At 66.8% G+C, this 17,787-nt stretch carries 15 protein-coding genes; 5 read left to right on the top strand and 10 right to left on the bottom strand.

The window, feature by feature from the left end; genetic code table 11:
* The first annotated feature begins 41 nt into the window (after positions 1–41).
* The gene (locus L8F97_RS08650) at positions 42–956 is read left to right on the top strand and encodes a DMT family transporter (RefSeq protein WP_242148548.1); all 915 of its coding nucleotides are present in this window, start codon (positions 42–44) and stop codon (positions 954–956) included.
* Here the strand turns inward: L8F97_RS08650 and L8F97_RS08645 are convergent.
* Both L8F97_RS08645 and L8F97_RS08640 read right to left on the bottom strand, forming a co-directional pair.
* The gene (locus L8F97_RS08645; RefSeq protein WP_242149071.1) at positions 866–1,690 is read right to left on the bottom strand and encodes an NAD(P)-dependent oxidoreductase; all 825 of its coding nucleotides are present in this window, start codon (positions 1,688–1,690) and stop codon (positions 866–868) included. The genes L8F97_RS08650 and L8F97_RS08645 overlap by 91 nt on opposite strands.
* Positions 1,687–3,321: a M28 family peptidase gene (locus L8F97_RS08640; protein WP_242148546.1), complete on the bottom strand. Its 1,635-nt coding sequence runs from the start codon at positions 3,319–3,321 to the stop codon at positions 1,687–1,689. Before L8F97_RS08640 ends, L8F97_RS08645 begins: the two co-directional genes overlap by 4 nt.
* An 86-nt stretch (positions 3,322–3,407) precedes the next feature.
* Here L8F97_RS08640 and pepN point away from each other — a divergent pair, with 86 nt between their 5' ends.
* Positions 3,408–6,005 (top strand): aminopeptidase N, encoded by a 2,598-nt coding sequence (gene pepN, locus L8F97_RS08635; RefSeq protein ID WP_242148544.1) that lies wholly within the window; start codon positions 3,408–3,410, stop codon positions 6,003–6,005.
* Here the strand turns inward: pepN and L8F97_RS08630 are convergent.
* Positions 6,002–8,404 (bottom strand): ligase-associated DNA damage response DEXH box helicase, encoded by a 2,403-nt coding sequence (locus L8F97_RS08630; RefSeq protein WP_242149069.1) that lies wholly within the window; start codon positions 8,402–8,404, stop codon positions 6,002–6,004. The genes pepN and L8F97_RS08630 overlap by 4 nt on opposite strands.
* A gap of 44 nt (positions 8,405–8,448) precedes the next feature.
* On the opposite strand from L8F97_RS08630, the gene L8F97_RS08625 reads away from it, so the two are divergent.
* Positions 8,449–9,447 (top strand): ligase-associated DNA damage response exonuclease, encoded by a 999-nt coding sequence (locus L8F97_RS08625; protein WP_242148542.1) that lies wholly within the window; start codon positions 8,449–8,451, stop codon positions 9,445–9,447.
* On the opposite strand, the gene rpoN is transcribed toward L8F97_RS08625, so the two are convergent.
* The 6 genes from rpoN to L8F97_RS08595 all read right to left on the bottom strand — a co-directional run bounded on the left by rpoN (position 9,444) and on the right by L8F97_RS08595 (position 14,444).
* Positions 9,444–10,946 carry an RNA polymerase factor sigma-54 gene (gene rpoN, locus L8F97_RS08620; RefSeq protein WP_242148540.1) on the bottom strand — a complete coding sequence of 501 codons (1,503 nt, stop codon included), beginning with the start codon at positions 10,944–10,946 and terminating at the stop codon, positions 9,444–9,446. The two genes, L8F97_RS08625 and rpoN, sit on opposite strands and share 4 nt — an antisense overlap.
* A 4-nt stretch (positions 10,947–10,950) precedes the next feature.
* Entirely contained in the window at positions 10,951–11,727 is a 777-nt protein-coding gene (gene lptB / locus L8F97_RS08615) for an LPS export ABC transporter ATP-binding protein (RefSeq protein ID WP_242148538.1), read from the bottom strand.
* Between the two features lie 134 nt (positions 11,728–11,861).
* Positions 11,862–12,347, bottom strand: a complete 486-nt coding sequence (locus L8F97_RS08610) for an LptA/OstA family protein (RefSeq protein ID WP_242148536.1) — start codon at positions 12,345–12,347, stop codon at positions 11,862–11,864.
* A 5-nt stretch (positions 12,348–12,352) separates the two neighbouring features.
* Positions 12,353–12,916, bottom strand: a complete 564-nt coding sequence (gene lptC, locus L8F97_RS08605; RefSeq protein ID WP_242148535.1) for an LPS export ABC transporter periplasmic protein LptC — start codon at positions 12,914–12,916, stop codon at positions 12,353–12,355.
* Positions 12,917–12,994: 78 nt separating this feature from the next.
* The gene (locus L8F97_RS08600; protein ID WP_242148533.1) at positions 12,995–13,615 is read right to left on the bottom strand and encodes a ribonuclease D; all 621 of its coding nucleotides are present in this window, start codon (positions 13,613–13,615) and stop codon (positions 12,995–12,997) included.
* A gap of 31 nt (positions 13,616–13,646) precedes the next feature.
* The gene (locus tag L8F97_RS08595; protein ID WP_242148531.1) at positions 13,647–14,444 is read right to left on the bottom strand and encodes a TerC family protein; all 798 of its coding nucleotides are present in this window, start codon (positions 14,442–14,444) and stop codon (positions 13,647–13,649) included.
* Between the two features lie 204 nt (positions 14,445–14,648).
* Here L8F97_RS08595 and L8F97_RS22585 point away from each other — a divergent pair, with 204 nt between their 5' ends.
* Positions 14,649–15,449 carry a cold-shock protein gene (locus L8F97_RS22585; RefSeq protein WP_277924847.1) on the top strand — a complete coding sequence of 267 codons (801 nt, stop codon included), beginning with the start codon at positions 14,649–14,651 and terminating at the stop codon, positions 15,447–15,449.
* Positions 15,450–15,569: 120 nt separating this feature from the next.
* Complete coding sequence (locus L8F97_RS08580) at positions 15,570–16,076, top strand: thioredoxin family protein (protein ID WP_277924846.1); 507 nt, start codon at positions 15,570–15,572, stop codon at positions 16,074–16,076.
* A 111-nt stretch (positions 16,077–16,187) separates the two neighbouring features.
* Here L8F97_RS08580 and L8F97_RS08575 read toward each other — a convergent pair whose 3' ends face one another.
* Entirely contained in the window at positions 16,188–17,780 is a 1,593-nt protein-coding gene (locus L8F97_RS08575) for a cisplatin damage response ATP-dependent DNA ligase (RefSeq protein WP_242148529.1), read from the bottom strand.
* Positions 17,781–17,787: the final 7 nt, after the last annotated feature.

Genomic DNA, 17,787 nt, shown 5'->3' with positions numbered 1-17,787 from the left:
AATCGCGCTTGCCCCGACGCGCTGCCACGATACTGCGGCTTATGACAGTCGTTCCGCCCTCGGCCACTCGCCTTTCCGTGCTGATCCCGTTCGCGATCGTCACGCTGATCTGGGGTTCGACCTGGCTGGTGATACGCGGGCAACTGGGTGCGGTGCCGCTCGGCTGGTCGGTCACCTACCGCTTCACCGTCGCGGGGCTGGCGATGCTGGCCTATACGCTCGCGCGGGGCGAGCGGATCACGCTCGATGCGCGCGGCTGGGGCTTTGCGGCGGTGCTCGGGCTGTTCCAATTCTGCCTGAACTTCAACTTTATCTACCGCGGCGAGCAGCACGTCACGTCTGGGCTCGTCGCGGTGGTGTTCGCGCTGCTGCTGTTCCCCAATGCCGTGTTCGGGCGGCTGTTCCTCAAGCGCAAGCTCGGCGTCCAGCTCCTGTTCGGCTCGGGCGTCGCGATCGGCGGCATCGCGTTACTGTTCGTCCATGAAGCGCGGGTCGATCCGCACGGGCCACGCGAGGCGCTGACCGGAATCGGCCTGACGCTGATCGGTACGCTCGCCGCGTCGGTCGGCAACGTCATGCAGGGGACGCAGGCGGCGAAGCGCTATCCGATGGTGCCGATGATCGCGGCGGCGATGTTGCTCGGCGCGGTCATCAATGCCGCGTTCGCCTGGGTGAGCTTCGGGCCGCCGGTGTTCTCGACTGCGCCGGCCTATCTGCTCGCCACCTTGTACCTCGGGCTGGTCGCCTCGGCACTGGCGTTTCCGCTCTATTACGGCGTGATCCGCGCGATCGGGCCGGCCAAGGCGGCGTATTCGAGCGTGCTGGTGCCGGTCATCGCGATGGCGCTGTCGACTGCGTTCGAGGGCTATCGCTGGGCGCCACTGTCAATGCTGGGGGCGGGGCTGGTGATTGTCGGGCTGATCATCGCGCTGACCGAACGCAAGCCGGCGCGGTAATCGCGGTAGCGCGGCGTCCAGCCGAGCAGGCGTTTGGCCTTGCCGGCGGCGATGCGGCGGTTCTCGGCGTAGAAGCCCCGCGCCATCGGCGGCAGATCGGCAAGCGCGACCAGCGGCGGCGGTGGCAGGCCGAGCAGGTGCGCGGCGAAGCTGACCACCGCGTCCTGACTGGCCGGGAAATCGTCGGCAAGGTTGTACGCGCCGGGCGGCCCGTCGAACCCGGCGATCACGCCGGTGACGATATCGTCGACATGCGCGCGGCTGAACACTTGTTCCGCAAGGCCGGTTCGATGCGCGCGGCCTCCTGCCACCCGATCCAGCGCGGAACGACCGGGGCCGTAGATGCCGGGCAGGCGAAACACGCGCGCGCCGATCGCTAGCCACGCCGCATCGGCGGCGGCGCGTGCGGTGCGGCGGCCGGTACCGGTGGGCGCGCTTTCGTCGACCCACGCGCCGCCGGCATCGCCGTAGACGCCGGTTGAGGAAAGATAGCCGAGCCACCGCGCGGACTCGCCCGCGACATACCGCTCCAGCACCGGGTCGAGCCCATCGACCGGCGGCACCGACGACAGCACATGCGTCGCCGCCGCCAGTTCGCGGCGCACGGCGTCATCATCCCCGAAGTCAATCGTCCCGCCGCGCCCGGTGCCCACGACGTGCCAGCCGGCCCCGCGCAACCGCGACGCCAGCACCTGCCCGGTATAACCGAGCCCAAAGACGAACAGCCGGCTTATTTCGCCCCTGGCCCGTCATAGAGCAGCCCGAAAAAGTCGCCCTTGTTCCAGCGCGGCCGGTCGGGCGCGTCGGCGATCGCACGGGTGATCGCGCAGTTCGCCGCGACGAAGCGCAACCCTTGCGCCCAATCGATCGGCTGCGACAGATCGTCGGAGGGCTGGTGATAGCGGTGTTTGAGGAAGTTCTCGAACGCCGCCTTGCCCGGCCCCGCCTGCCCCGGCCACAGGAACACCGAGGGTATGCCCTGCTGCACGAAACGATAATGATCCGACCGCACGAAAAACCCCTCGGCAGGGTCCGGGTCGAGCGACATCGTCACGCCCAGTGCTGCCACCGCCTGCGCCACGATCGGCCCGAGCGAGGACCGGTTCGCGCCGAACACGGTCATGTCCTGAAAAGCGTATGACAGGATCGGCATGTCGAAATTGACGTCGGCGACGATCTTCGCCGCCGGCATGGTGGGATGGCGCGCGAAATAGTCGGAGCCGATCAGCCCCTCCTCCTCTGCGGTGACGGCGAGGAACAGGATCGAGCGGCGCGTCGGCATGTCGCTGGCGCGAAAGCGCTTGGCCGCCTCGATCAACGCGGCGATGCCGACCGCGTTGTCCTCCGCCCCGTTATAAATTGAGTCGCCGTTGACCGGCGGGCCGACGCCGAGATGATCGAGATGCGCGGACAGCACCACGACCTCGCGCGACAGCGTTGGGTCGGTGCCTGGCAACAGCCCGGCGACGTTGGCGCTTTCGAGCGGTTCGGATGACGTCTTGAGCGCCACCGTCAGGACGGACGGCAGTTGCTCGGCCTTGAAGATGGCGGTGGGATCGTCGGCGCGCGGCGCAATCTTCTCCCACGGTGCGCGGGCCTGCGCGAACAGCTTGCTCGCGCCCGCGCCGCTCACTGTCGCAATTAACGGTACGCCCGCCACGTGGCCGGTGCCGTCCGGATAAGCCCAGGTCATGCGCGCCCGGTCCCACCCGGCTTCGCTGACGCTGCCCGGCTCGATCAGGATCGCGCCGACCGCGCCGTGTTCGGCCGCGATCGTGGTGCGCGTGGCGGGGCTGGCGAAATGCGCGCGCTCCTCGCTTTGGAAGCTGGTCGGCGTCTCGCCTAGGAACGCGACGATTTTGCCGCGCACGTCGACACCGGCATAATCGTTGCGTTTGTATTTGGGCGCGACGATGCCCTGCCCGACGAACACCACCGGCGCGTCGAGTGCGAATTGCGGCTTGCCCGGCACTGCGCCTGGTACGAAATCGCGCCCGAACACCAGCGGCATCGGCGCACCGCCCTTCGCGGTCAGCACCAGATCACCGTGATCGGCCGGTTGATAGCGCAGCAGCGGCACGCTCTGGAGATAGCCCCCCTTGTCGCCCGCCGGCTTCAGGCCCGCCGCGAAGAAGCGCGAGGCGACATATTCGGCGGCGATGCGATATTCCGGCGTCCCCGCCTCGCGCCCGCGCAGCGCGTCGGAGGCGAGGAACATGACGTGCGCCTTCATCGCCGCCTGATCGTCGGGGAGTTGCGCGGGCGACGGCGCCGCTGCCTGCACCTCGACAACGCGTGCCGCCGCCGGGGCCGCGAACGCGAGCGCCACCGCCGCCAATACTCTGCACACAACGCTGTCCCGCATGTCACCCGCGGTACCACAGCCGCCGACATGCGCAAAGGCGGCGATTTGTCTGGCACCGCGCGGAGGGGCTGCCTACATCCTTGGGGATGCTCGATATCCACACCGCCACCGCCCAGCCGCATGTCACCCGCCGCGCGGACTATACCCCGCCCGAGTGGCAGGTGCCCGACATCGCGCTCGACTTCGATCTTGCACCGGAGCGCACGGTGGTGCGCGCGACGCTCGACGTGGTGCGGAACGCCGGTGACGGACCGCTGCGGCTCGACGGTGCCGGGCAGACGTTGCTGTCGGTCAAGGTCGACGGCGTCGCGATCAACGACTGGCGCTTCGAGGGCGAGGCGCTGGTGGTGCCACTTTCCGGCGACGCGCATGTCGTAGAGACCGAGGTCGAGATCCAGCCCGACCGCAACACGCAGTTGATGGGGCTGTACGCATCCGGCGGCAATCTGTGCACGCAGTGCGAGGCGGAGGGCTTCCGCCGCATCACCTATTTTCCCGACCGGCCCGACGTGCTCAGCCGCTATCGCGTGCGCATGACCGCGGACAAGGCGCGCTTCCCGGTGCTGCTCGCCAATGGCGATCCGATCGCGCAGGGCGACGGCGACGGCGGCACCCATTGGGCGGAATGGAACGACCCCTTCCCCAAGCCATGCTATCTGTTCGCGCTGGTGGCGGGAGATCTCGCCTGCAATGCCGGCACGTTCGTCACCATGTCGGGCCGTACCGTGCAGCTCGGCATCTGGGTGCGCGCCGCCGATGTGCCCAAGACGGCGCACGCGCTCGAAGCGCTCAAGACCTCGATGGCGTGGGACGAGCGGGTCTATGGCCGCGAGTACGATCTCGATGTGTTCAACATCGTCGCGGTGGACGATTTCAACTTCGGCGCGATGGAGAACAAGGGGCTGAACATCTTCAACAGCCGCTACATCCTCGCCGACCCGGATACCGCCACCGATTACGATTTCGACGCGATCGCTGCCGTCGTTGCGCACGAATATTTCCACAATTGGTCGGGCAACCGCATCACCTGCCGCGACTGGTTCCAGCTTTCCTTGAAGGAAGGCTTCACCGTCTACCGCGACCAGGGTTTCTCGGCCGATCAGGGCTCGGCGGCGGTCAAGCGCATCGAGGATGTGCGGGGCCTGCGCGCCGCGCAATTCCCGGAGGATGCCGGCCCGCTCGCGCATCCGATCCGCCCGGACGAATATCAGGAGATCTCGAACTTCTACACCGCGACGATCTACAACAAGGGCGCGGAGGTGATCCGCATGCTCGCCACCATGCTGGGCGCGCACGCCTTCCGCGCCGGCACCGACCTGTATTTCGACCGGTTCGACGGCACGGCAGCGACCTGCGAGGACTTCGTCGCCTCGCTGGAAGAAGCGAGCGGCATCGATCTGACCCAGTTCCGCCGCTGGTATTCGCAGGCCGGCACGCCGCGCGTGAAGGCGCAACTCCGCCACGATATTGGCGGTGGCCGCGCGATCCTCACGCTGTCGCAGCGCGTACCGCCGACGCCGGGCCAGCCGGTCAAGGCGCCGATGGTGCTGCCGCTCAAGATCAAGCTGTTCGGTGCCGGCACTGCGCGGGCGCTGAGCGAGGAGCGGCTCGTCCTGCTCGAGGACGACGCCGCCGAGATCGCGTTTGAAACCGTTACCGAACGGCCCGTCCTGTCGATCAATCGCGGCTTCTCCGCGCCGGTGGTGATCGAGACCGATCGCACCGCCGCAGACCTCGCCTTCCTGTCCGCGCACGACGACGATCCGTTCGCGCGCTACGAGGCAATGCAGCAGTTGATGCTCGATACGCTGGTCGCCAGCGCATCCGGCATGCGTGCCGATACCGACGCGGTAGTGGCGGCGATTGCGGGCACGCTCGACGATGCCGCGCTCGACCCGGCCTTGATCGCCGAAGTCGTGCTGCTCCCGTCGGAAAGCTTCGTCGGCGATCAGATGGCGGTGGTCGATCCCGAGGCGATCTTCCGCGCGCGCGAGGCGCTGCGCCGCGAGATCGGCCGCACGCTGGAGGCGCGCTGGCGCGCCGCTTATGCACAGGCGGCGGCGACCGGCGCGTACGTCTACTCGCCCGAAGCCAAGGGGCTGCGGCGGATGAAGACGGTGGCGCTGGGGTATATCGCGGCAAGCGGCGCGGCCGATGCCGGCGCGCTCGCCTTCGCGCAGTTCGAGGCGGCGGACAATATGACCGACCGGCAGGGCGCACTCACCACGCTGGTCAGCAGCGATGCGCCCGAGCGGGTGGCGGCGCTCGACATCTTCTACAACCGCTATTCGGACAATGCGCTGGTGCTCGACAAGTGGTTCCAGGCGCAAGCGTTGTCGCAGCGTGATGATACACTTGCGGGGGTGCAGGAACTGGCGCAGCATCGTGCCTTCACGCTCGCCAATCCCAACCGCGCGCGTTCGCTGGTCGGGGCGTTCAGCGTCAACCAGCGCGCGTTCAACGCGGCATCGGGCGCAGGCTACCGCTTCGTGGCGGATCAGTTGATCGCGCTCGACAAACTCAACCCGCAGACCGCCGCCAAACTGCTGCCGCCGCTCGGCCGCTGGCGCCGGTTCGACGCTGCCCGCGCCGCGCTGATGAAGGCCGAGCTGGAACGCATCGTCGCCACGCCGGGCTTGTCAAAGGACATGTTCGAGCAGGCATCGAAAAGCCTCGCCGGCTAATCGAGCCGCATCGCCTCGCCGGCGAGCGCCTCCGCCTCGATCAGCAGATCGTCGTCGGCGGCGCCTTGCGACACCCGCTCGCGGCCGATCAGCGTCAGCACCGGCACCGCGAGCGGCGAGACGCGCGGCAGGTCGACGTGCAGCATCGTCGCCGCCGCGCGGTCAAGCAGGCCGCCGAGCCGCCCGACATCGGTCATCCGCGCACGTGCGTCGTCCCATGCGGCGCGCAGCAGCAGGTGGCCGGGCTCGTATTTGCGCAGGACGTCGTAGATCAGATCGGTCGAGAAGGTCACCTGCTTGCCGGTCTTGCGCTTGCCCGGATGCTGGCGCTCGACCAGCCCGCCGATCACCGCCACCTCGCGGAACGCGCGCTTGAGCAGCATTGACCCTTCGACCCATTCGACGAACTCGTCCTCCAGGATGTCGGCGGAGAACAAGGCTTGCGGATTGGTGATCGGCTTCAGCGCGTGGCAGGCGATCGCATAATCGTTGGCGACGAAGCCCATTGGCTTCAGTCCGAGCGTCTCCATGCGCCGCGTGATGAGCATGCCGAGCGACTGGTGCGCGTTCCAGCCCTCGAAACTATAGGCGACCATATAATGCCGCCCCTCACGGGGGAACGTCTCGACCAGCAACTGGCCCGGACGCGGCAGCACTGAGCGCACCGCCTGCACCTCAAGCCATTCGCGCACATCGTCGGGGAAGCGGTGCCACGCCGCCGGATTGGCGAGGAAGCCACGCACACGGTCGGCGAGGTTGGTAGAGATCGGCATCCGCGCGCCGCCGTAACTCGGGATGCGCGCGGGCTTCGACGTGGCGCGGACCAGCAGATCCTCAATGCTGGTCGATATCACCTCAAGACTGAGGCCTGCGAAAAAGAACGTGTCGCCCGGCGAAAGCGTGGCGGCGAACCCCTCCTCGACTTTCCCCAAGCTGCGGCCGTTCTTGAAGCGCACCGTCAGCATCGTCGCCTCGACGATGATGCCGGCGTTGAGGCGGTGCTGCGTCACGAACTGCGGATGGCTCACCCGCCACAGCCCGTCAGGCCCCTGCGTCAGCCGCTTGAACTTGTCGTATGCCTTGAGCGCATACCCGCCATCGCGGATGAAGCCGAGCACCTGCGCGAAGGTTTCCTCGGTCAGCGCGGAATACGGCAACGCGGACCGCACCTCGTCCAGCATGACGCTTTCCGCGAACGGCGCGGCGCACGCACAGGCCATCACGTGTTGCGCCAGCACGTCGAGCGTGCCGGGGCGGAACACGTCGGGATCAAGTTCGCCCGCCTCGACCGCGTCCAGCGCGGCGCGCGCCTCGAGATATTCGAAGCGGTTGCCCGGCACCAGCAACGCCTCCGACGATTCATCAAGCCGGTGGTTGGACCGCCCGATGCGTTGCAACAGCCGCGACGATCCCTTGGGCGCCCCCATCTGGATCACGCAATCGACATCACCCCAATCCACGCCAAGATCGAGGCTGGAGGTGGCGACCAGCGCGCGCAACTTCCCGTCCGCCATCGCGCCTTCCACCTTGCGCCGCGCCTCCAGGCTAAGCGATCCGTGGTGGACGCCGATCGGCAGGCCGTCTGCGTTCGCTTTCCACAGATCCTGAAAGATCAGCTCGGCGAGGCTGCGCGTGTTGCAGAACACGATGCTGGTGCGGTGCGCGGCAATCTCCGCCATCACCTGCGCGGCAGCGTAACGGCCCGAGTGGCCCGCCCACGGCACCTTCCCCTCCGGCAGCACGATGGTGATGTTGGGATCGGCGCCCGTCTCGCCTTTCACCAGCGCGACTTGGTCGATGTCGCCATCGGGCGCGACCCACGCGCGATACCCGTCCACGTCGTCCACCGTCGCCGATAAAGCGACCCGGCGCAGACCCGGCGAGATCGCCTGTAGCCGCGCCATGCACAGCGACAGCAGATCGCCGCGCTTGCCGGTGGCGAAGGCATGCACCTCGTCGACGATGATCGTGCGCAGGCCCGCGAACATCGTGAAGCTGTCCGGGTAGGACAGCAGCAGGCTAAGCGATTCGGGCGTGGTCAGCAGGATCTGCGGCGGGCGCACCCGCTGGCGCGCCTTGCGATCGGACGAGGTATCGCCGGTGCGCGTCTCGACGCGGATATCGAGTCCCATCTCCTCGATCGGCGTAAGGAGGTTGCGCCGCACATCGGTCGCCAGCGCCTTGAGCGGCGAGACGTAGAGCGTGTGCAGGCCGTCGGTCGGACGCTCGATCAGCTCGACCAGCGTCGGCAGGAAGCCCGCGAGCGTCTTGCCCGCGCCGGTGGTGGCGACGAGCAGCCCGTGCTGCCCTGCCCGCGCGACATCGAGCATCTCGCGCTGGTGGCGGCGCGGCGACCAGCCACGCAGCGCGAACCAGTCGCCTATCGCTGCGGGGAGCATCAAAGGGATTGGGAACCAAGCGGCATCCCACCCATATAGGTACGATGGCAAAGCTAGGCGACTGGATCGATCCGCAACCCACCGGCATCTTCGTCAAACCCGCCGGCGTGTGGGTGGACCCGTCGCAGCCGGTCGACCGGGCGCTCGTCACGCATGGCCATGCCGATCATGCGCGCGGCGGCCACGGCGACGTATGGGCCACGCCGGAGACGCTGGCGATCATGGATGCACGTTATGGCGAGCAGACCGGCCACCCGGTCGGTTACGGCGAGACGGTGACGTTCGGCGACGTCACCGCGCGGTTCGTCCCCGCCGGGCATGTGCTCGGCTCCGCGCAGATCGTGCTGACCTACCGCGGCGAGACGATCATCGTGTCCGGCGATTACAAGCGCCGCACCGATCCGACCTGCGCGCCGTTCGAGCCGGTCAAATGCGACGTCTTCATCACCGAGGCGACGTTCGGCCTGCCGGTGTTCCGCCACCCCGAAACCGGCGACGAGATCGACAAGCTCACCGCTGCGCTGCGCGCCAACCCGGATCGTTGCGTGCTGGTCGGCGCCTATGCGCTCGGCAAGGCGCAGCGCGTCATCGCCGAGTTGCGCGCACGCGGGTTCGACGATCCGATCTACCTGCACGGCGCGCTGCAACGGCTGTGCGACCTCTATATCGCGCACGGCGTCAACCTCGGCGAGTTGCGCCCGGCGCTGGTGGCGAACAAGGCGGACATGGCCGGGCGCATCGTCATTGCGCCGCCCTCCGCGCTGGGCGACCGCTGGTCGCGGCGGCTGCCCGATCCAATCACGGCGATGGCGAGCGGATGGATGCGGGTGCGGCAGCGCGCGGTGCAGCGCGGGGTGGAACTGCCGTTGATCCTGTCAGACCATGCCGATTGGGACGAACTCACCGCCACCTTGCTGGAGATCGCGCCGCAGGAGGTGTGGGTCACGCATGGCCGCGAGGAGGCGCTGGTGCATTGGTGCGCGACGCACCAGATTCGCGCCAAGGCGCTCGCGCTGCACGGCTATGAGGACGAGGACGACTAATCCGCGCCGGCCAGCGCCCGCGCGCGGCGACGCTGCACCGATGACCCCAGCCCAAGCGCCTCGCGGTATTTTGCCACCGTGCGACGTGCGATATCGAAGCCCTTGGCATTGAGCAGATCGACGAGGGTGTCATCGGACAAGATCTTGTCGCCCTCGCCAGCGATCAGCGCCTTGAGGGCTGCCTTCACCGCCTGCGCCGACACCGCATCGCCACCGTCCGCCGATTGGATCGCCGAGGTGAAGAAGTATTTCAGCTCGTAGAGCCCACGCGCGCAGCTCAGATATTTGTTGCTGGTGACGCGGCTGACGGTGGATTCGTGCATCTCGATCGCGTCGGCGATCTGGCGCAGCGTCATCGGTTTCAAATGCGCGACACCGTGGAGGAAGAACGCCTCCTGCTGCTTCACGATCTCGGTGGCGACCTTGATGATGGTGCGTTGGCGCTGGTCGAGTGCCTTGACCAGCCAGTTGGCGCTGGCGAGCATGTCGGACAGCCACGCCTTCGATGCACGGTCAGTCCCCGCCGCGTTGAGCTCAACATAGTAACTGCGGTTGACCAGCACGCGCGGCAGCGTCGCCGCGTTGATCTCGATGCCCCAGCCATCTTTCCGCCGCGCGACGTAGAGATCGGGCACCACCGCTTGGCTCGGCTCGCCACCGAAGCGGCAGCCGGGCTTGGGATCATAGCCGCGCAACTCGCGAATCATGTCGGCGAGGTCTTCGTCATCGACATGGCACAGCCGCTTCAACCGCCCAAGTTCGCCGCGCGCGACGAGATCGAGATGGTCGATCAGCCGCGCCATGCATGGATCGTAGCGGTCTGCCTCCTTGGCCTGCAACGCAAGGCATTCGGCGAGATCGCGCGCGCCGACGCCGGTCGGCTCGAACGTGTGGATCACCGCCAGCACCGCCTCGACCCGCGCGAGCGGCACGCCGAGCCGGTTGGCGATCTCCAGCAGCGACACGGTGAGGTATCCGCATTCGTCGATCTGGTCGATCAGGTGCGCGGCGATGAACAGGTCGGGGCCGCTAACCGCCGTGCCGGCCTGCGCGAGCAGATGATCGGCAAGGCTGATGTCGGCGCTGGCGAACCCATCGAGATCGGGCAGATCTTCGCCACCCGCACCGCCGCTCGCGCCGTTGAGGCCGAGCGACCCGTCCATGCCGCTGCCGCCGATCGAATCAGCCGCGCTGTCGTGATGGAAGCTCTCGCTCGCGAAATCCACGTCGAGCGATTCGGCATCGCCGCCGCCCTGCATCACCAGTTCGTCGGCGCTGGCCGGTTCGTCGCGCGGCGGCGCCTCTGCCTCGCGCGCCTGCGTCGGCCCGTCATCCTCGGGTGCACTGGCGTCGAGCAGTGGATTCTTCTCGATCTCCTCGGCAATGAAGCCTTCGATCTCGAGGTTGGACAGCGCGAGCAGACGGATCGCCTGCTGCAACTGCGGCGTCATCACCAGCGATTGCGACTGGCGCAGATCGAGGCGCGGCGCGAGGCTCATCGCGTCAGAGCGAGAAGCCCTCGCCGAGGTACAGCCGGCGCACGTTGGCGTCGGCGACCAGTTCGGCGGGTGATCCGGTGAACAGCACGCGGCCGTCGTAGATGATGTACGCGCGGTCAACGATTTCGAGCGTCTCGCGGACGTTGTGATCGGTGATGAGTACGCCGATGCCGCGCTGTTTCAACTCGCGGATCAGGTCGCGGATGTCGGCGATCGACAGCGGATCGATGCCCGCGAATGGTTCGTCGAGCAGCATGATCGACGGGTCCGCCGCCAGCGCGCGAGCGATCTCCGCACGACGGCGCTCGCCGCCCGACAGCGCCATCGCCGGCGCATCGCGCAGCCGGGTGAGGCCGAACTCTTCCAGCAACTGGTCGAGCCGCTCGCGGCGCTTGGCCGGATCGGGCACGCTCAGTTCGAGCACGGTCATAATATTCTTTTCGACCGACAGCCCACGGAAGATCGAGGTTTCCTGCGGCAGATAGCCCAGCCCCAGGATCGCGCGGCGGTACATCGGCAGCCCGGTGATATCCTCGCCATCGAGCATGATGCGGCCCGAATCGGGCTTCACCAGACCCATCACCGAGTAGAAACACGTCGTCTTGCCAGCACCATTCGGCCCGAGCAGGCCGATGGCCTCACCGCGCCCGACCGTGACCGACACGTCGGTCAGCACCGGGCGTTTGTCGTAGGATTTGGCGATCGACACGACCGACAGGCCACGCATCGCGGGCTGTTCGGTGATCGGCTGAACCGCTTCAAGGGTGGTCGCGTCGCTCATCTGTCGTCCCGTGCTCGCATGAAGTGGTTACCGCGTGGTTAACGATGCGCCACTTGGCAGGCTTCGTGCATGATCATGCCGCATCGCTCCGCTCGAGGGAAGCCGCCAAAGGCAGGCGGTTACGAAAATGCCCCTTAGTTGCGCTTCGGCACCGAGAAGGTGCCGGTCACGCGACCACCGCTCAGCGTCGCATGTGGCTGCGCCTGCGCGAGGTTGAGCGTAAGTCGCTGGCTGTGCGTCACGTTGCTCCCTTGCGTCAGCGTCACGTCGCCGATCATCAGGATGGTGCGCGCGTTGAGATCATAGATCGCATACTGGCTGCGCGCGGTCTGGTCGGGCCGCGTCACCACCACGTTTCCGGCGGCGTCGAGCCGCGACACCTGCGGCGATCCGTCTACCACCTGGCCGGTATAGGCGACCGTCATCCGCGCCGAATTCAGCGTCAACTCCGCCTGCTTGACCGACACGTTGCCGGTCAGGATCGCGCGATTGGCCTTGTCCTGCAACTCGATATGGTCCGCGCCGAAATTGATCGGTGCGTCCGAATCATGCTTCTGCTGGGCAGACGCGGGGGCTGCGGCCAGCAAGGCGACGAGCGGGAGCAGAAGGATCTGACGCATCCGCGCTATCTCGTCTTTCGCGGAACGATCCGCAAGCGCGCATTGCCGTCCAACCGAACGATGTGATTTTCCAGATCCGCGGTAAGATGCGAGGCGCTGAAACTGCCCTGCGGCACGTTGCCGGTCACGGCGCCGCCGCTCTGCAACTGCCGCGTTTTGAGGTCGATGGTCGAATCCGTCGTGTCGAGTTTGTAGCCGTCCGCCGAGACGACGTTGACCGGGCCGACCAGCGTCACGCGCTGGCTGTCCATGTCGTAGCGCCCCTTTGGTGCGACCACCTTGGCCGGGCCGTCGCTCAGTTGCAGGCGCGCGGCGAGGCTGTCGATCCGTACCACCGGCTCGGCCGAACTCTTCTGCACCGCCGACCCGGCGGTGAGCGTGAACGGCTGCCCCTTGCCATCGGTGCCGCGATACAGCGCGCTTTGCAGCCGCAGCCGTTCCTTGGCGACTTCTACCTTGTTCTTGTCGAGCAGGAAGCTGACGTCCCCTCCGGTGGTGAGCGGCATCAGCACCAGGAACGCTGTCAGCACCCCGACCGCGATCGGCAACACGATGCGAAGCAGCGCCACCGTGCGGTCATGGCTGCTACCAGGCGCCGCCCAGGTTTGGCGCGGCGTACGCGGCGGAAGGACGAAGCCGGCCACGGATCACATATGCGCGAAGATGTCGATCTCAGGCCATCCGGCGAGATCGAGCTCGGCGCGCGTCGGCAGGAAGTCGAAGCACGCCTGCGCGAGCGCGGTCCGCCCTTCGCGCGCGAGTCGCCGGTCGAGCTCCTCGCGCAGCGCGTGGAGGAAGCGTACGTCGGAGGCGGCATAATCCTTTTGCGCGTCGGAAAGCACCGGGCCGCCCCAATCGGACGATTGCTGCGCCTTGGAAATATCCTGACCGAGCAGTTCGCGCACCAGTTCCTTCAGGCCGTGACGATCCGTGTAAGTACGGATCAGCCGCGAGGCGATCTTCGTGCAATAGACCGGCGCCGCCGTCACGCCGAGATAGTGGCGGATCGCGGCCAGATCGAAGCGACCGAAGTGATACAGCTTCACCCGCGCCGGATCGGCCAGTACCGCCCGCAGATTGGGCGCAGCATAGTCGCTGCCCGGTGAAAAGCGGACGAGATGCTCGTCAGGGCCACCGTCTGACAGTTGCACGACACACAGCCGGTCGCGGGGGGTGATGAGCCCCATCGTCTCGGTATCAACGGCGATATCCACGCCGGGCGCGAACACGTCGGCGGGGAGGTCTTCTTCATGGAGATGAACGGTCATGGTGCCGCCCTAGCCGGGAAGCGGGTCCGCCTCAATGGCTGCCGCGCGCCTTGCGGGTCTTGGCACGCCGCTGCCAGATGTTGAGCCCTTCGATCGCGCCCGAAAAGCCCATGGCGGTGTAGATATAGCCCTTCGGCACATGCGCGCCGAAGCCTTCGGCGACCAGCACCATGCCGACCATCAGCAGGAAGCCAAGTGCGAGCATTACCACGCTGAGGTTCTTGCCGATGAAGTTGGCCAGCGGGTCCGCGGCGACCAGCATCACGCCGACCGCAATGACAACGGCGACGTACATGATCGCGACATGTTCCGTCATGCCGACCGCGGTGAGGATCGAATCGATCGAGAACACAATGTCGAGCGCGATGATCTGGAGGATCGCGGCAGTGAAGGTCAGCTCCGCCGCCTTGCGCACGCCACCTGCCACCGAGTCGGTCTCGACCGCCGGCGTGTCGACGCTGTGGTGGATTTCGCGAGTCGCCTTGTACATCAGGAACAAACCGCCCGCGATCAGGATGATGTCCTTCCACGACAGCGCGGTTTCGAACGACGGCTCGCCGTGCGCGCCGGCAGGACCGGTGATTCCCAGATCGATCACCGTCGCCTGCAGGCCGATGATCCACGCGATCGCGGTGAGCAGCAACAGCCGCATCGCCAGGGCAAGGCCGATTCCGGTGCGTCTTGCGCGCTGGCGGGTGTTTTCGGGCAGCTTGTTCGACAGCACCGCGATGAAAATCAGATTGTCGATACCGAGCACGATCTCCATCACCACCAGCGTGGCGAGCGCCGCCCAGGCGGCCGGATCGGCGAGGAGCGCGACGGCGGACATGGCCCCGCTGTGCCGTCCGCGCCACAGTGTTGCAAGCATCTCGTACGGAACCTGCCGCAATTTCGACGAATTTGTTTTCAGCGCAGGCGATTTTAGGTTAGGTAGGCTCGTGGCGCGATTGGTTTGGTGCCCAAAGACCTGCGTTTTCGTCCGGCGCATGTTTCTTGGATGGTGATTTGGACGAGCCGGGAAGACGAACAGGGCATGAGTTTCGATAAAGGACGCCGCGGAGAGCGCGGTGGGCGCGGACGCGACAAGCGCGATGGTTTCGGCGGCGACGAGTTCGGCGGCGGCAGCAGCTTCGGCGGCGGTGACCGGTTCGGCGGCGGCGGCGATCGCTTCGGCGGCGGTGGTGATCGCTTTGGCGGTGGCGGCGGCGGTGGCTTCCGCAGCGGCGGTGGCGGCTTCGGCGGCGGCGGTGGTGGCGGCTTCGGTGGCGGCGGCGGCGGTGGTCGCGGCATGCCTCCCCAGGTTGTTGGCGAAGGCACCGGCACCGTAAAGTTCTTCAACGGTCAGAAGGGCTTCGGCTTCGTCGTTCGCGATGACGGCGGCGAGGATGTGTTCGTGCATATTTCGGCAGTCGAGCAGGCCGGCCTGACCGGTCTGGCCGAAGGCCAGCAGCTCGGCTTCACGCTTGTGGATCGTGGCGGCCGCATTTCGGCAACCGATCTCAAGATCGAGGGCGAACCGCTCCCCGTCACCGACCGCGGCCCGCCGCGTGAGCGTGATGCGGCTCCGGGTGGCCCGCGCGGCGCAGCCGGTGCCGGTGGCCCGCAGCGTCAGCTGACCGGCGAGAAGTCGACCGGTACGGTCAAGTTCTTCAATGCGATGAAGGGCTTCGGCTTCATTCAGCGCGACGATGGCCAGCCCGACGCGTTCGTGCACATCTCGGCTGTCGAGCGTGGCGGCATGTCGACCCTTAACGAGGGCGACCGGCTCGAGTTTGAGCTCGAGGTCGATCGTCGCGGCAAATATGCAGCGGTGAACCTCACCTCGATCGCCTGACCTTTTCGGTCAGTCGAAAAAATCAAGACCCGGCGTGCTTTAGGGCGCGCCGGGTTTTTGTATGTTGGCTTGGGCGCAAGCAATCCCGATATCGATGCTAGGATATTTCGGGAGCTCATCATGATCCGCCGCGCTGTTGCAACTGCCGCCTTGTTGTTCGCCGCCCCTGCCTTCGCGGCACCCGCGCCGCACATGCCGATCACCAGCTTCGAACAGCTCGCCAAGCCGCTGCCGCTGCCATATGACGAACAGGCCAATGCCAGGGCGGCCGTCGCCGCCGCGAAGGCGCGCGCGAAGGCGGGGCACAAGCTGCTCATCATCGATCTCGGCGGCAACTGGTGCCTTGACTGCCGCATCCTCGCCGGCACGATGGACGTACCGACGCTCAAGACGTGGCTCGCGCGGCATTATGAGATCGTCACGGTCGATGTCGGCCGCTTTGACAAGAACCTCGATATCCCGGCGCATTACGGCATCACCGATCGTTTGAAGGGCGTGCCGAGCCTGCTGGTGGTGGACCCGAAGACCGATAAGCTGCGCAATGCCGGCCGCACCGCCGCGCTCGCCGACGCGCGCTCGATGAATCCGCAAGGCCTCGCCGACTGGCTGGCGAGCTGGACCCGCTGAGGCGGATCAACCTAAGCGGCGGAACTCACGCGCCCAGGTCCACGAACGGCTAAGAACGATGCGCCGGGCGCCCTTACGCCTAGGCACCGGCGCAATGGGCGCGAGCCGGCTTCACGTGATGAGCTTGCGCAACCCCGCCACGGTGTCCGCCTCTGCGGCCGGCTTGTCGGTGCGAATCCGGGCGATGCGGGGGAATCGCATCGCCACGCCGGATTTGTGTCGCTTCGATTCGTGGATCGAATCGAACGCAATCTCCAGCACCATCGTCTTGTCGACTTCGCGGACCGGGCCGAACCGCGCGGTGGTATGCGCCCGCACGAAACGGTCGAGCATCTTCATCTCGTCATCGGTGATGCCGGAATAAGCCTTGCCGACCGGGAGCAGTTCGCCGTCTTCGGTCCAGCAGCCAAACGTATAATCCGAGTAGAACGACGATCGCCGCCCGTTGCCGCGCTGCGCATACATCATCACGCAATCGGCGGTGAGCGGGTCGCGCTTCCACTTGTACCACAGGCCGACTCGCCGCCCCGATACGTAGGCCGAATCGCGCCGCTTGAGCATGACGCCCTCGATGGCGCCGTCGCGCGCACCGGCGCGGATCGCCTCCAGCGCGGTGAAATCGGGCGCGGCGATCACCGTGCTGACGTCGAAACTCTCCGCCGGCAGCGTTTTCGCGAACGCTTCCAGCCGCGTACGCCGCTCGGTCCACGGCCGGTCGCGCACATCCTCGGTGCCGTCGAACAGAATATCGTACAGCCGCACGAACGCTGGCGACTCGGCCAGCATTTTCGCCGAGACGATCTTGCGCCCGAGTCGTTGTTGCAGCGCGTTGAAGCTGGCCGCGCCCCCCTCTTCAGTGGCATGGCCCTGCGCATCGCCCTTCACCATCAACTCGCCGTCGAGCACGCCTGGCACGACGAAGGCGCGCGTCACCTCGGGGAAACTGCGCGTGATGTCGTCGCCTGCGCGGCTGTAGAGCCGTGTTTCGCCCGCGACATGGACGATCTGAACGCGAATGCCGTCCCACTTCCACTCGGCGGCATAGTCGGCGAGATCGACGCGCCCGTCCTCCAGCGGATGCGCGAGCATGAACGGGCGAAACACCGGCGTGTCGGCAGCGGTCGGCTGCGCACCCTCGCCTTGCGCCCACGCGAACAGCGTAGCGTAAGGCGGATCGATCCCGTGCCACAGCTCCTCGATCGTATCGATCTCGAGATCGAACGCCTGCGCCAGCGCGGTCTTGGCGAGCCGTCCCGAAACACCGATCCGCAGTGCCCCCATTGCCATCTTGAGCAACGCGAATCGCTCGTTCGCATTTAGCCGGTCAAGCATCGCCGCGAGCGCCGCCGGTGCGTCAGTGCGCGACAACGACCCGAGTCGCGTCACCACCGCCGAGAGTGACAGCGCACCGGTGTCGCGCGGCGGCACGAGCGGGTCAGGCCACAGCAACGACACGGTTTCGGCAGTATCGCCGACATAGTCGCGACTCATCGCGAACAGCACCGGATCGACACGTTCTTCGACCAGAGTGCGGATCAGCGCGGGCTTGATCGCAGGCAGGTCGAGATCGCCGGTCAGCACCGCCATCGCCCAGCCCCGATCGGGATCCGGGGTGGCGCGCAGATAATCCACGATCAGCTTGAGCTTCGCGTTGCGCGACCGCGTGTAGATCAGCGAATCGAGGAGGTGCGCGAAAGCTTGCATGGCGGAT

The organism is Sphingomonas sp. BAUL-RG-20F-R05-02 (assembly GCF_022662305.1).
In the GTDB taxonomy this organism is placed as follows: domain Bacteria; phylum Pseudomonadota; class Alphaproteobacteria; order Sphingomonadales; family Sphingomonadaceae; genus Sphingomonas.
The sequence above is the reverse complement of the archived record's forward strand: the minus strand, read 5'-3'. Positions and strand labels throughout refer to the sequence as shown.